Origin of the sequence: Bacillus cereus group sp. BfR-BA-01492 (assembly GCF_022662815.1) — a bacterium.
GTDB lineage: Bacteria > Bacillota > Bacilli > Bacillales > Bacillaceae_G > Bacillus_A > Bacillus_A cereus_BD.
Genome location: NZ_JAKUEH010000001.1, coordinates 221152 through 234475, shown reverse-complemented (window position 1 = coordinate 234475; position 13324 = coordinate 221152). Strand labels below are relative to the sequence as shown.

Sequence of the window (13324 nt, the reverse complement as noted above, 5' to 3'; positions counted from 1 at the left end):
TTTTTTTTGTTGCTTGATAATAGATAGGAGAGGAATCGTTTATAATGAAATAACCGTGGAGGTTTTGAAATGATAAAAAAGGTAGTTATAATGTTTTCGCTGTGCTTTATCGTATTCGGGAGTGTATACTATTTTTGTAGAGAACCAAAAGAACAAAAAGTACTAACTTCAAAGGTAACTCCTTCTGTACAATCTGAATTGCAAGATCATATGGAAGAAGAGAAGGAGTCACCGATTGATTATGCTAGCATCGCACAAAAATTAGATCAATATTTAAAAGATAGAGCCTTTAATGGAACTGTTCTTGTTACAGATAAGGAACATGTTATATTAAACAAGGGTTATGGGTATGCAGATGTTCAAAAGAAACTTGAAAATACACCACAAACGAAATACCGCATTGGTTCGATCACAAAAACTGTTGTTGCAACTTCAATTTTACAGCTTCAAGAGCAAGGAAAATTAAACATTCAAGATAATGTAAATACATATATTCCTTCATTTCCAGCGGATAAAAATATCACAATATATCACTTGTTAACACATACTTCCGGTTTACCAGAGAAAGGGAAGGGACGAGTAAATCCTGCATCTCGTTTGAATTTAGTGAATTGGATTGGAAATCAACAGCTAGAATTTCCAGCAGGAACAGGATGGAGATATACAGATTATAATTATATGGTGCTTGCTTATATTGTTGAAACGATATCCAAAAAGCCTTTAGGTGAATACATAAAAGAGAATATATTTGGACCAGCTGAAATGCATGAATCTGGGATGGGGAATGCGATGCCCGGAGAGCAGCATTTAGCCAAAGGATATAAAAAGCAAGATCATCTACTTGTACTTGCACCAAAATTAGGAATGGATTGGTTATATGGATGTGGTGAGATGTATACGACTGTTGGGGATATGAAAAAGCTAGATGAGGCAATTATAAATGGGAAACTTCTATCAGAGCAAAGTAGACAAGCGATGTTCACTCCTTCACCTGAGCGCAAGTATGCATATAGTTTCTATATATATAATGATTATTTTCATAATCATGGCGTACTTGCTGGTTGGAATACATTTAATAACTTTAATAAAGATAAAGGGATTTTTGTTATTTTATTCTCGAATGTAAAAAATAGTATGGACGATGATTTTAATAAAGAATTCCGAAAAATGGTTAGCGATTTATTAGAACAAAGGGGATGAGAATATGGAGCGTAACATTACATCAATTGGTTTTATTGGCACAGGCGTAATGGGAAAAAGCATGATATATCATTTATTACAAGGTGGTTATACAGTATATGTGTATAATCGTACGAAAGAAAAAGCAGCTTCTTTAGTAAGAGAGGGTGCGAAATGGTGTAGTACGCCAAAAGATTTGGTGAAAAATGTTGATGTTGTTATGACAATGGTAGGATATCCACATGATGTAGAAGAAATATATTTTGGAGTGGATGGAATTTTAGCAAATGCAAAGGAAGGAACGATTGCGATTGATTTCACTACTTCTACACCAACATTAGCCAAAAAGATATATGAAGTTGGGAAAGAAAAAAATATATATGCTTTAGACGCTCCAGTCTCAGGAGGAGATATTGGTGCAAAGGAAGGGAAACTTGCTATTATGATTGGTGGAGACCAAGAAGTATATGATGTTTGTTTTCCGCTTTTTAACATGCTAGGTGAAAATATTCAATTGCAAGGGCCTGCTGGGAGTGGTCAACATACAAAAATGTGTAATCAAATTGCAATTGCATCGAATATGATAGGTGTTTGTGAAGCGGTGGCATATGCACAAAAAGCCGGTTTAGATCCAGAGAAAGTATTGCAAAGTATTGCAACTGGAGCGGCTGGAAGTTGGTCTTTAAGCAATTTGGCTCCTCGTATGTTAAAAGGAGATTTTGAACCAGGTTTTTATGTGAAACATTTTATGAAAGATATGAAAATTGCATTAGATGAAGCAGAAAAGTTACAATTACCTGTACCTGGTTTATCTTTAGCAAAAGATTTATATGAGCAGTTAATTGAGGCTGGAGAAAGTAATAGTGGAACACAGGTGTTATATAAGAAATATATAAGGGGGTAACATAAATGGATTTAGTAAAATTTGACGGAATGATTGATGCAGTGCAGAGAGCGACTTGCATACCGATTGATGATAAGCAAAAAGAAGCATTTAAACAAAAATATGATTTTGAGCCTGAATTTGAATATGGTCGTGATGAAAATAATCATTATGTCATTCGAACTTCGAAGAAAATGTTAGAAGAGATGGAGTTCTATTTAGCATTAAAATATGATCGTGACGGAATCGATTTATATATGAGTGCTGAAATTGATGGAGTAAGTTATGTGTCTGTTAGCTATGGAGAAGATGCACTGCATTTACAGGAGTTGTTTCAGTTTTTAGAAGAGCATAAATAAAAGTCTTCGCATTGTTAGAGAGATATAAGTGCTAGGAAAAAAGATAGTAAGGGGTAACTGTCCTTACTATCTTTTTTATTATATGTGTATCGGTGCCCTTTCTTTGTTGAGCGAGAGGAAGTATCTCTATAAAAAATCCCCCACCAGAGTCTCGTGTAGAGGTAGGTGGGGGATTTTATCATATGAAGGATAAATTAGGGTAAGTAATGGGATGAGGAATGGACTATAAATTAGAAGCACGACGCGAGCGCTCAATTGGAAAAGGAATAATTTGTGCGACATGATTAGGATCAAATTGTTTGACACGAGCATGACGTACAATGTAGAAGGCAAAAAGAATAGATACAGGAATAGCCCCGTATAAACCGAATAATAAAGCGCTTACAGAAGATGCGACAAAACCTAACATTCCGATTTCTAATTCCTCCATAATAGCTCCGAGAATGGCAGGAATAGCCCCACATGTAACTCCAATTATAAGTGCCATAATTAAGTTCATGATTTTCCCCCTCTATCTATATTTTTCTTTCCAGTTCTATTATTGGTATTATATCACAATTTAAACAGAATTTTCAGAAAAAGTTCGAAAAATGTTCAAAAAATATTGATAAAGATACTTGATAAAATAAAAAAACAGGTTTATTACATGAGTTGTAATAAACCTGATCCATAGGAGGATGTATATATGTAGAGTGAATAAAAGGTGGGAAAAGGGGATTCACTTCCCATCTTTTATTCAACTAACTACCTTAATAAATAGGAACCCAGCCTGCAGTTGTAACAAAAATACGAATGGCTACAACTTGGCGATCATCCTGTAAAGTAAAATAATGTCTTACATTTTCAGGTACAGAAATAAGATCGCCTGGCTCAAGTTCAACATCAAAAAAACGACCGTCTTTGCCTTGAATAGCAAAAATACCATGGCCGCTGACAATGAAGCGAACTTCATCGTCAGTATGATGGTGCTCTTGTTTAAAGTTAATAAGCAACTCATCAAGATTAGGTGTTGCACTTGAAAGAGAAATGATATCATGAGCTTTATAACCGCGACGCTGTGAAACATCTGCTATTTCGTTGGAAAATAAAATTAAAATTTCTTCCTTATTTTCATCAGTTAAAGCATAGTTATTCTGTAAATACGTAGGTAATTTAGAAATGTCCCATTTCTCATATAGTACATCTTCTTTTTGTAAAAACAGCTGTACCTCTTTTTCATTTTCAATGCGAGTATTTATTTCATGAATACGAATTTGCGCCACTAGAAACGCCTCCTTGAATGGTTAATAATTTTATATGAAACTGGAATAAAAATTCATATGCTTCTAGCCTTTTCTTTGTATCAAAGCTATCTTTTCCCCATACTGTAATGCCATGATTTCGAATTAAGACAGCACCGCAATCTGATTGAATGTGTTTTTTGAATGCTTCGCCTAGAAGCGGAATGTGTGCATAGTTTTCAATAATTGGAATACGAATGGTTGCCCCTTCTTCCCAAATATTAAGCGCTTTTATAATTTCTTGATTTCGAATCATTACTTCTTTATCGTATAGGTTTGTAATCACATTATTATCGGTTGTATGAACATGTAGAACACAGCCAGCATTTGTATGGTTATAAATATGTGTATGTAAAATGGTTTCAGCGGAAGGGCGTAATTCCGTCTCCAATACGGGATTTCCTTGATGATTCACTAATAAAAAGTCATCTGGCGTTGTTTTTGTTTTATCTTTTCCGCTAGCTGAAATAAGAAAGGTAAGCGGTTCATGACTTACCTTGATAGAGATATTACCACTTGTTGCTGGGAACCAATTTCGATTTGTTAATTCTTTTTTTAATTCACTTAACGTATGCCATTTACGAAAAAGTTGTTTCATAGTTTTACCTCCAACAAGTGCTGCAACTCGTTTTGAATATCAGAAAATGTATGAAATGGTGTATAAGGAATATGATATTCTTTGCACTTTGTAATGAGAAAATCACGTGCGAATACTTTATCAGCTTGCTTAGCTGCTTGTAAATCTGTAATAGAATCACCAATGACAATGCGAAAGTCTTGTTGAGAGCTAAGCTTTCGAATCAGCGTGGATTTACAGAGGCCACAATGATGGTTACAATGTTTATCACAAGGATATGGCCATTTTATTTCAATGTATTCTTTTGAAAAGTCAGCTTCATTACAATAAATCTTTTCTTTTGGAACAAGCCCATCTAAAAGGGGATGCACAAAGAAATCCATTCCTCCTGAAATGACATAGAAAGAAAGATCATTTTTATTTATAAACTGTACAAATTCCTGAAAACCACTACGTATACTTGCCTTGTTTTTTAAAAATGAAATGATATTGTCATGGAGATTGGTCGGTAATAAATGAAAAAGTTGCGACACACCTTCTTGAATCGAAAGATCTTGAGCTAATATCTGTTTCTTTATTTCCTCAGCCTTTGGTGGCGCGAAATGTTCCATAATAGAAATGATATTGTCGTTATTTGTAATTGTGCCATCAAAGTCGCAGAAGATTTGAATGCTCATATTTTCACCTCACGCGATGGGTTTCCCCATAATTGTAGTGCGGTATGTAAATCAGCATCATCTACTTCATGTAATGGTGTTCCTTGCAAAGTTGCATTAATTGCTGCACGAAATGCTTTTCCTCCGCCTTGGGCGCCATTGGGATGACCATGGATACCACCACCAGCGTTAATGACAACATCATTTCCAAAGTCACGAAGGGTAAATGGAACAAATCCAGGGTGAATGCCAGCTGATGGAACAGGGAAACTTCTTTTTAAATGAGAATCTGCTATTGTTAATGTTTCTGCAATTTGAAGGGCATCTTCTTTTTCTAACGCAACATTTCCATATGGCGATGGGAATAAAGAAAAGTCTGCACCAGCATAACGAAGCAATTTTCCAAGTAATAGGGAATGGGAAAAGCCGTATAATTTTGATGATGTATAAGCACCGCTAACAGCAGGGTGAGCCATGATAGGAACATGGATATCTTGATCTTCCGCTAGTGCTTGTAGTACATCTAATCCATATGCAAATGCATTAAACAGCAGAAGACCAGCACCAGCATTTACTGCCCGTTTCGCCTTTTCTTTTACATCATAAGTACGCCCGGTTATATTTACTGCATATAAAGTTCTATGACCATATGTTTCATAAACAGATTGCAATACTTCTTTTCCAGAACGAACTCGTTTTTCAAGTGGTGTTAATGCATTTTCGAATAAAATTTCATCATCTTTTACGATATCCACGCCGCCAATTGCTTGATCACGAAGCTGCGTCTTCAAATATCCAATATTTCGCCCAATCATTCCTTTAAAAATGCTCATTAAAAGTGGACGATTATGAACATGTAACCTCTTTCTCACACCCTCAATTCCAAATTTTGGCCCAGAGAACTGTCTTTTCAAATCATCTGAGAACGTGAGATCAATAAGTTTAATTTCCCCATCTAATGATAATTTTCCAAACGTTGTCGTTAAAATTGCTGGTAAATCGGGACTGAAATTTAACGATGGATAATGAATTTTGATTATACCTTTTGTTACTTTTTTGCCAAGATAGTTGTTTACATCTTCTTGTTGTGGGAGTTCTTCTACATGAACAACATTTCCTTTATGTTGTTTTAATTGTTTTTGTAATAAGTGGGGTAAATGTGTCCATGAACCAATCGTTAAGCCAAGAGCGATTTGCTCTGCTGTTTTTGTTAAGTTGTGAGAATCATCATGAATTAAATATGTTGCAATTATTCCGCTCATTTTCATAACCTCCTAGTTAAATAAAAAAACCTCTCAGCTAAGGAGAGGTTTTTTTACAACCAGCTCCTTATCTGTCAGCGCAACGCTGCGAGAATTAGCACCGTGTCTACATTTGTAGATCGGTTGCCGGGCTTCGTCGGGCTCGTCCCTCCACCTGCTCTTGATAAGAAGTATTTGGAAAAATTTTAATTTTTTCGATATCTGAATTTTGACAGAGATAATTTAAATTGTCAATGATTTTTTGAAAATTTTTAATTTACTAATTCGATGAATGGCTTCTTGCAATCGTTCTTCGGTATGTAAGAGGCCAATTCTCACATAGCCTTCACCATGTTCTCCAAACCCAACGCCCGGAGCGACTGCAACGTGCGCTTGATTTAATAATAGATCGGCAAATTGTTCAGAATGATAACCATTTGGAACTGGTAACCAAGCAAAGAAGGATCCCTTTGGGGCCGTAACATTCCAGCCGATGGAATGACATGCTGAGATAAGGGCATTCCTCCTAGATTCATAGCGGTTCACTAATTCGGTTACACATGTTTGCGAACTTAATAACGCTTCGCAAGCAGCTTCCTGGATAGCACCGAAAAGACTAACATACATATGATCTTGCAGTAGATGAATCGTTTCGATGACACTTTCATTCCCAACTGCAAAGGCAATACGCCAACCAGCCATATTAAATGTTTTTGATAATGTATAAATTTCAATGCCTACATTTTTAGCACCGTTAGCCTGTAGAAAACTGATCGGTTTTTTTGTATCAAAACCGATAGCGCCATAAGCAAAATCATGAACAACTAAAATATTGTGTTCATCTGCAAAACGGACTGTTTCTTCAAAGAATTCCTTTGAAGCGATAGCACCAGTTGGATTGTTTGGGTAATTTAAAAACATTAATTTTGCCTGTTTGGCAGTATCTTTGCTTATTTTCATGTAATCCGGTAAAAAATGATTCTCTGCTAATAGTGGCATTGTTTCAAGCTTTGCCTTCGCTAAAGCAATACCAGATAAATAGTCAGGATATCCAGGATCAGGAACAAGAATTGTTTCACCAGGATTTGTAAAACAAAGTGGCAATTCTACTAATCCCGCTTTTCCACCAAATAAAATCGCAACTTCTGTTTTGGGATTTATGTTTACCCCGTATTCACGTTCATAAAATATTGCAACAGCCTCTTTTAAGCTGTTATGTCCACGAAATGGTGGATATTTATGATGAAGCCCCTTTTCTGCTGCATGTTGTAAAGATTTTACGATATGCGGCGGTGTTGGTTGATCGGGATTCCCTTGCCCTAAGTTGATGACATCATGTCCAGCTTCTATTACTTTATTGACTTTTGCGACAAGTGAAGCGAAAAATTGTGTTGGAAGTGATGTCATAAGCTTGGAAGGTTGAAAATCTTTCATACTTTCCACCTCTTTTGAAAGTTGTTACAATTCTAGTGACAAATGATATAATCTTTCCAAGATTTTGTAAAGAGAAAAATAAAGAATGGGGCTGAAAAAATGAAAGTCGCATGTATTCAAATGGATATTGTTTTTGGTGATGTAACTTTAAATGTAGAGCACGCAGAGAAAAAAATAGAAGAGGCAATGAAAGAGAAACCAGATGTAATTGTATTGCCTGAACTTTGGACAACAGGATATGATTTGAAGCGACTTCCTGAAATTTCGGATAAGGACGGAAAACAAACAAAAGAAGTGCTTTCAAAATGGGCAAAAGAATTTAGCGTGAACATTGTCGGCGGTTCTGTTGCAAAGCAGACAGAGAAAGGTGTTACAAATACGATGTATATTATAAATCGCCAAGGAAACGTACAACATGAATATAGCAAAGTGCACTTGTTTCAATTAATGAACGAACATAAGTATTTAATAGCAGGACATGAAACAGGAGAATTTACTTTAGATGAAGTTCAGTGCGGAGGGGTTATTTGCTATGATATTCGTTTTCCAGAATGGATACGCGTACATACTGCTAAAGGAGCAAAAATCGTATTTGTAGTAGCAGAATGGCCGCTTGTTCGCATTGAGCATTGGCGTTTATTACTGCAAGCGAGAGCAATTGAAAATCAATGTTATGTCGTAGCGTGTAATCGAGTAGGAAAAGATTCAAATAACGTGTTTGGCGGTCACTCGCTTATTATTGACCCATGGGGGAAAATTGTCGCGGAGGCACAAGAAGGAGAAATCATTCTTTATGGACATATAGAGCTAGAAAAGATAGAAGAGGTTCGAAAAGGAATTCCCGTCTTTATGGATCGCCGTTTGGAATTGTATAAATAAAAAGATTGACAAATGATTTTTATTCTTGTTATAGTCTTCATCAGAAAGTTAAAAATTCGAATAAGTCGTACAACTCTTATCAAGAGCAGGTGGAGGGATTTGGCCCTATGAAACCCAGCAACCGACCGTAATACCATTGTGAAATGGGGCGCTTATGCGCCAAAAAGGCACGGTGCTAATTCCAGCAGAAAATGAATTTTCTGGCAGATAAGAGGGGAGAAGATACACTTCAAACCTCTTTCTTCATGGAAAGAGGTTTTTCTTATGTTGAGGAAACCTCTGAATTAAAAAGGAGGATGAGACAGTGGGATATTATGCATTAACGGAAGAAACAGCAGTACAATATGTCAAAGAGCAGGGATATTTTGAAAAAGAAGCAACAATCGTTTGCCGAGAAATAGGGGATGGGAACTTAAATTATGTATTCCATCTTCATGATGGGGAGCAAGGAATCATTGTAAAGCAAGCACTTCCATATGCAAAAGTAGTTGGTGAAAGTTGGCCGCTTTCGCTTAATAGGGCGACCATTGAAAGTTCGGCATTACAAATTTTTGCTAAGTATGTGCCAGAATTTGTTCCAAAAGTATACGGACATGACAAAGAATTGGCTGTAATAGTGATGGAAGATTTATCATCTTTGACAATTGCACGTAAAGGGTTCATCGAAGGAGAAGAGTATCCATTATTGTCTGAGCATGTAGGTCGTTTTTTAGGGAAAGTGCTATTTTATACTTCGGATTTTGGACTGAATGCCGAAGAAAAAAGAGTGTTAGATGGAAAATTTATAAACCCTGATCTTTGTAAAATTACAGAAGATCTCGTTTTTACAGATCCGTTTGGAAATTACGAGACAAACGACTATGAGACAGAACTTCGGTCTGTTATAGAAGAGCTTTGGTGTGATAAAAATTTAAAACTGCAAGTTGCGCAATATAAATATAAATTTTTAACGAGAAAGGAAGCCTTAATTCACGGGGATTTACATACAGGAAGCATTTTTGCTTCTTCACAAGAAACGAAAATCATTGATCCTGAGTTTGCAACTTTCGGCCCGATTGGATTCGATTTAGGACAGTTTATAGCAAATTTATTATTAAATGCCTTATCAAGAGAAGAGAAACGAGAAATTATATTTTTTCATATTGAAAAAACATGGGGCTATTTCGTAGATACATTTACAAAACTTTGGATATTGGAAGGCGTTGAAACGTATACGAAGGAAAAGCAATGGCTTCCGATTGTTCTGCAACATATTTTTCGTGATGCGGTTGGATTTGCTGGTTGTGAAGTTATACGCAGAACGGTAGGCTTGGCACATGTAGTAGATTTAGATGGAATTGCTGACAAGGATAGAAGAATACAAGTAAAAAAACAAGCTCTATATTTGGGTAGAAGTCTATTATTACATCAACCAAAGGGTGCAGACATTCAAGTATTCAAAACGTTATTTCAACATATTATTTCTGAAGGAGGGATAAGAGTGTGAATACAACCGTTGCAGTTCCAAGAGCGATAAGTTGGAAAGGTGATTCTATTGCTATTTTGAATCAAACGAAGTTACCGCATGTTACGGAATACAAAACATTAACAAGTATTGAAGATGTTTGGAAAAGTATTGTTATGCTAGAGGTAAGAGGAGCGCCAGCGATTGGTATTATGGCCGCTTTTGGATTAGCTTTAGCTGCTCAAAAATATGAAGCTATAAATATAGTGGAATTTAAAGCGAAATTTAATCGAGACTGTAATTATTTAGGGACTTCGCGTCCGACAGCAGTTAATTTATTTTGGGCTATCGACCGTATGAGAGCTGCGATTGAAGAGGTATCCACGATAAAGACAGCACGAAAAATATTAGAAGAAGAAGCATTGCAAATTCAACAAGAAGATGAACAAGTGTGCCGGAGTATTGGAGAACATGCGTTAACATGTTTCCGAGACGGCGACCGTATTTTAACAATTTGTAATGCAGGTAGTATTGCGACTGCTCGTTATGGCACGGCATTAGCACCATTTTATATCGGAAAAGAAAAAGGAATTCATTTACATGCTTATGCTTGTGAAACAAGACCTGTTTTACAAGGGGCACGCTTGACCGCATGGGAGTTGAAGGAAGCTGGTATTGATGTAACGCTTATTACAGATAATATGGCTGCCCATACAATTCGAACAAAGAACATCTCTGCTATTATTGTAGGAGCGGATCGAATTGTGGTAAATGGAGATACTGCAAATAAAGTAGGAACTTTAAATTTAGCTATATTAGCAAAACATTATCAAGTTCCTTTTTATGTTGCTGCTCCTTTGTCTACATTTGATATGAAAACGAAAACAGGGAATGAAATCATAATCGAAGAGCGGGATGAGACAGAAGTAACAAAGATAAACGGACAACAAATTGCCCCGGCTGGAATTCATATATATAATCCAGCATTTGATATAACACCTCATGAATTCATTTCAGGAATCATTACCGAGAAAGGGATTTTACAGGGAGATTATACAAAAGAAATTGCTTCTTTATTTGAAAAGTAACCTTATGCAAGGGAGTTTGTTATTTCTATGCCCCTATTTCTTGTACATACTTATGTATATAAGAGAAAGGGGGAAAAAAGGTGGAAGAATGGATATCGATGATTGGCAACGTAGGGTTTCCGATTGTTGTGACATTATATTTACTACACCGCATTGAAAATAAGTTGGATGGTGTCATTGTCGCAATCGAGAAACTCCCGCAGCAAATGAAAGGATATGAAGCACCTTACGAACCGAAATAAGAAAGAGCCCGTCCTAAAAAACTTTTAGGGCGGGCTCTTTTCAGAAAAATTATTGGGCTGTATAGCCTCCATCAATCACAACGGCTTGTCCAGTTATTCCTTTTGCTTGTTCACTGGCTAAAAATAAGGCATAGTTAGCAATCTCTTGTACTTCCAGTAATCGTTTTTGCGGCACAAGAGGATAAATAACATCTTCTAATACGCGTTCAAGTGGTACATTTCTCGTATGAGCTAAGTCTTGGAGTTGATTGCGAACAAGAGGAGTATCAACGTATCCTGGACAAAGAGCATTTGCTGTAATTCCATGCGTTGCCCCTTCTAACGCAGCTACTTTTGTTAATCCAATTACACCGTGTTTGGCGCTATTATAAGCAGCTTTTCCAGCGAATCCAACGAGTCCATTAACCGAGGCAATATTAATAATGCGTCCATATTGTTGTTTTTTCATAATAGGAAAGGCATGTTTTATTGCGATAAACGGTGCAATCTGCATAATTTTAATAAGAAGCTCGAACGTATCAGTTGGAAATTCATCAATGGGGGAAACATGTTGCATACCAGCGTTATTGATTAGGACATGTAACGAACCAAATTCTGCTACTGTTTTAGCAATGGCTTCCTCGATTTCTTGCTCAGATGTCACGTCACATTTTAATCCAATTGCTGTATGGCCCATCTTTTGTAACTGTTCAGCCGCACTTTTGGCGCGCTCTTCAAGGCGATCGCTCACGACAACTTTTGCTCTTTCTTTTGCAAAGGCAGCAGCCATTTCATACCCAATACCACTCGCAGCACCTGTTAGAAAAATAACTTGGTTTGTAATCATGATGAAATACACTCCTTTATATGAGATAAGATTTGTCTTACTTGCATTATTTAGAGAGTATAGAATGAAAATCCTGCAAACATTTGGAGAAAAACAGTTAGCTATCTTGTATAACAAGATAGAAGGAGGATTTGAATGATGTCGACAAGTCAAATGCTAAAGGGAATTTTAGAAGGGTGTCTCCTTGCTATCATTTCTGAGGGAGAGATATACGGATATGAAATGAGTGAAAAGCTAGCGAAGTATGGTTTCACCATGGCGAGTGAAGGCAGTATTTATCCGCTATTAATCCGAATGCAAAAAGAAGGTTTCATTACAAGTACAATGAAAGAATCGCCATCTGGTCCAAAGCGAAAATATTATACATTAACAGAAAAAGGGGAAGATGCACTCGATGATTTTATGGAGCGCTGGGAAGCGATGCGTAGTAGCGTGGAGCGTTTATTACAAGGAAAGGGAAGAAGATGATACAGGTTTCCAAAGAAGGAGAAAAGTTTTTAACAGATACAAAGGTATATTTATTGACAAAAGGAATTAAAGAGGAAGAGATCAACACATTTTTAGAAGATGCTGAACTTCATTTGATAGAGGGAGAAAAGGAAGGGAAGACAGTTAAGGATATATTTGGAGATTCGCCAAAAGAGTATGCGGATGAATTGGCGAAAGAAATGGAACGAGATACAAAAGAAAATAGGAAGCTATTAATTGCACTTATAATAGGTGTATTTGCGTACTGGTCGATTCCAGATCTTTTATTTCATAGTGTGAACGAGCCAGTATCTATAACACTTCTTAGTTTCATTGGTTATCCAATTGTATTGGCTATTAGTATTCCTTTGGGGATTATTGCCTTTCGTAAGTCTGCATTTCTTAAAAGTAAATTAAAAGAATTTTCGATATTATTTATAGGTATCACACTTTTACCGATAGGTTTGATTGTTTTTATTATGCTACTTAACAAATGGTATGAGCCACCGCTTTTTTATTTATCCTCGGTGCAAAGTTATATATTAGGAGGGTTACTCCTATTCATATTGGCGATTATTAATATGCGTTTAGCAAGCTGGATGGGATTGCTTCAAGTGGTTGTGTTGTTTACCATTATGTTTATATTTCAATGTACAGCGGTGAAAGATACGAATTTGAGTGCTTTAGAACCAATCTTTTTATATGGTAGTTTAATTGTATTAATGAAAATAGATTTAAAAAGGACAGGAAAAGAAATAAACGCATAAA

Annotated in this window: 15 protein-coding genes, 1 pseudogene and 2 riboswitches; of the genes and pseudogenes, 9 read left to right on the top strand and 7 right to left on the bottom strand. The window is 36.3% G+C overall.

All coding sequences use genetic code 11. The features are described from left to right. Window positions 1-69: 69 nt before the first annotated feature. From MR063_RS01225 to MR063_RS01215, 3 genes are read left to right on the top strand one after another with little or no spacing between them, the layout of a single operon-like run. Window positions 70-1200, top strand: coding sequence for a serine hydrolase domain-containing protein (locus MR063_RS01225; protein ID WP_242192917.1), 1131 nt, complete (start codon window positions 70-72; stop codon window positions 1198-1200). Window positions 1201-1204: 4 nt separating this feature from the next. Next, window positions 1205-2083, top strand: coding sequence for an NAD(P)-dependent oxidoreductase (locus tag MR063_RS01220; protein WP_242192916.1), 879 nt, complete (start codon window positions 1205-1207; stop codon window positions 2081-2083). Window positions 2084-2088: 5 nt separating this feature from the next. After that, window positions 2089-2421 (top strand): DUF3909 family protein, encoded by a 333-nt coding sequence (locus MR063_RS01215; RefSeq protein WP_242143611.1) that lies wholly within the window; start codon window positions 2089-2091, stop codon window positions 2419-2421. Window positions 2422-2644: 223 nt separating this feature from the next. Here MR063_RS01215 and MR063_RS01210 read toward each other — a convergent pair whose 3' ends face one another. From MR063_RS01210 to MR063_RS01185, 6 genes are all read right to left on the bottom strand, one after another. After that, window positions 2645-2920: a hypothetical protein gene (locus MR063_RS01210; RefSeq protein ID WP_242143610.1), complete on the bottom strand. Its 276-nt coding sequence runs from the start codon at window positions 2918-2920 to the stop codon at window positions 2645-2647. 250 nt (window positions 2921-3170) lie between these two features. Next, window positions 3171-3683 (bottom strand): 1,2-dihydroxy-3-keto-5-methylthiopentene dioxygenase, encoded by a 513-nt coding sequence (locus MR063_RS01205; RefSeq protein ID WP_242192915.1) that lies wholly within the window; start codon window positions 3681-3683, stop codon window positions 3171-3173. After that, a complete protein-coding gene (locus MR063_RS01200; RefSeq protein WP_242192913.1) occupies window positions 3661-4299 on the bottom strand; it encodes a methylthioribulose 1-phosphate dehydratase in 639 nt (212 codons plus the stop codon). Before MR063_RS01200 ends, MR063_RS01205 begins: the two co-directional genes overlap by 23 nt. After that, window positions 4296-4955, bottom strand: a complete 660-nt coding sequence (locus MR063_RS01195; protein ID WP_242192912.1) for a 2-hydroxy-3-keto-5-methylthiopentenyl-1-phosphate phosphatase — start codon at window positions 4953-4955, stop codon at window positions 4296-4298. Before MR063_RS01195 ends, MR063_RS01200 begins: the two co-directional genes overlap by 4 nt. After that, entirely contained in the window at window positions 4952-6196 is a 1245-nt protein-coding gene (mtnW, locus tag MR063_RS01190) for a 2,3-diketo-5-methylthiopentyl-1-phosphate enolase (protein WP_242192905.1), read from the bottom strand. The genes MR063_RS01195 and mtnW overlap by 4 nt, the downstream gene beginning before the upstream one ends. Before the next feature lie 64 nt (window positions 6197-6260). Next, window positions 6261-6366: riboswitch (SAM riboswitch) on the bottom strand. A 52-nt stretch (window positions 6367-6418) separates the two neighbouring features. Further along, window positions 6419-7609 (bottom strand): pyridoxal phosphate-dependent aminotransferase, encoded by a 1191-nt coding sequence (locus MR063_RS01185; protein WP_242192903.1) that lies wholly within the window; start codon window positions 7607-7609, stop codon window positions 6419-6421. 14 nt (window positions 7610-7623) lie between these two features. On the opposite strand from MR063_RS01185, the pseudogene MR063_RS01180 reads away from it, so the two are divergent. The 4 genes and pseudogenes from MR063_RS01180 (at window position 7624) to MR063_RS01165 (ending at window position 11262) form a co-directional block, all read left to right on the top strand. Further along, window positions 7624-8488 (top strand): annotated as a pseudogene (locus MR063_RS01180) (carbon-nitrogen family hydrolase). A gap of 73 nt (window positions 8489-8561) precedes the next feature. After that, a riboswitch (SAM riboswitch) is annotated at window positions 8562-8702 on the top strand. A 90-nt stretch (window positions 8703-8792) separates the two neighbouring features. Beyond that, the gene (mtnK, locus tag MR063_RS01175) at window positions 8793-9974 is read left to right on the top strand and encodes an S-methyl-5-thioribose kinase (protein WP_242192902.1); all 1182 of its coding nucleotides are present in this window, start codon (window positions 8793-8795) and stop codon (window positions 9972-9974) included. Next, the gene (gene mtnA, locus MR063_RS01170; RefSeq protein ID WP_242192899.1) at window positions 9971-11020 is read left to right on the top strand and encodes an S-methyl-5-thioribose-1-phosphate isomerase; all 1050 of its coding nucleotides are present in this window, start codon (window positions 9971-9973) and stop codon (window positions 11018-11020) included. The genes mtnK and mtnA overlap by 4 nt, the downstream gene beginning before the upstream one ends. 80 nt (window positions 11021-11100) lie before the next feature. Next, the gene (locus MR063_RS01165) at window positions 11101-11262 is read left to right on the top strand and encodes a YvrJ family protein (protein WP_012095188.1); all 162 of its coding nucleotides are present in this window, start codon (window positions 11101-11103) and stop codon (window positions 11260-11262) included. Window positions 11263-11311: 49 nt separating this feature from the next. Here MR063_RS01165 and MR063_RS01160 read toward each other — a convergent pair whose 3' ends face one another. Further along, window positions 11312-12088, bottom strand: coding sequence for a 3-hydroxybutyrate dehydrogenase (locus tag MR063_RS01160; protein WP_242192898.1), 777 nt, complete (start codon window positions 12086-12088; stop codon window positions 11312-11314). A 138-nt stretch (window positions 12089-12226) separates the two neighbouring features. On the opposite strand from MR063_RS01160, the gene MR063_RS01155 reads away from it, so the two are divergent. Together MR063_RS01155 and MR063_RS01150 are read left to right on the top strand one after the other, a co-directional pair. After that, entirely contained in the window at window positions 12227-12556 is a 330-nt protein-coding gene (locus tag MR063_RS01155) for a PadR family transcriptional regulator (protein WP_242192897.1), read from the top strand. Beyond that, a complete protein-coding gene (locus tag MR063_RS01150; RefSeq protein ID WP_242193331.1) occupies window positions 12556-13323 on the top strand; it encodes a DUF1129 domain-containing protein in 768 nt (255 codons plus the stop codon). Before MR063_RS01155 ends, MR063_RS01150 begins: the two co-directional genes overlap by 1 nt. Window position 13324 lies beyond the last annotated feature (1 nt).

Coding starts and splice junctions, on each gene's coding strand:
- MR063_RS01185 (WP_242192903.1), bottom strand. CDS start 7,609: ATGAAAGATTTTCAACCTTCCAAGCTTATGACATCACTTCCAACACAA.
- MR063_RS01160 (WP_242192898.1), bottom strand. CDS start 12,088: ATGATTACAAACCAAGTTATTTTTCTAACAGGTGCTGCGAGTGGTATT.
- MR063_RS01200 (WP_242192913.1), bottom strand. CDS start 4,299: ATGAAACAACTTTTTCGTAAATGGCATACGTTAAGTGAATTAAAAAAA.
- MR063_RS01155 (WP_242192897.1), top strand. CDS start 12,227: ATGTCGACAAGTCAAATGCTAAAGGGAATTTTAGAAGGGTGTCTCCTT.
- mtnW (WP_242192905.1), bottom strand. CDS start 6,196: ATGAGCGGAATAATTGCAACATATTTAATTCATGATGATTCTCACAAC.
- MR063_RS01195 (WP_242192912.1), bottom strand. CDS start 4,955: ATGAGCATTCAAATCTTCTGCGACTTTGATGGCACAATTACAAATAAC.
- MR063_RS01220 (WP_242192916.1), top strand. CDS start 1,205: ATGGAGCGTAACATTACATCAATTGGTTTTATTGGCACAGGCGTAATG.
- MR063_RS01210 (WP_242143610.1), bottom strand. CDS start 2,920: ATGAACTTAATTATGGCACTTATAATTGGAGTTACATGTGGGGCTATT.
- MR063_RS01225 (WP_242192917.1), top strand. CDS start 70: ATGATAAAAAAGGTAGTTATAATGTTTTCGCTGTGCTTTATCGTATTC.
- MR063_RS01215 (WP_242143611.1), top strand. CDS start 2,089: ATGGATTTAGTAAAATTTGACGGAATGATTGATGCAGTGCAGAGAGCG.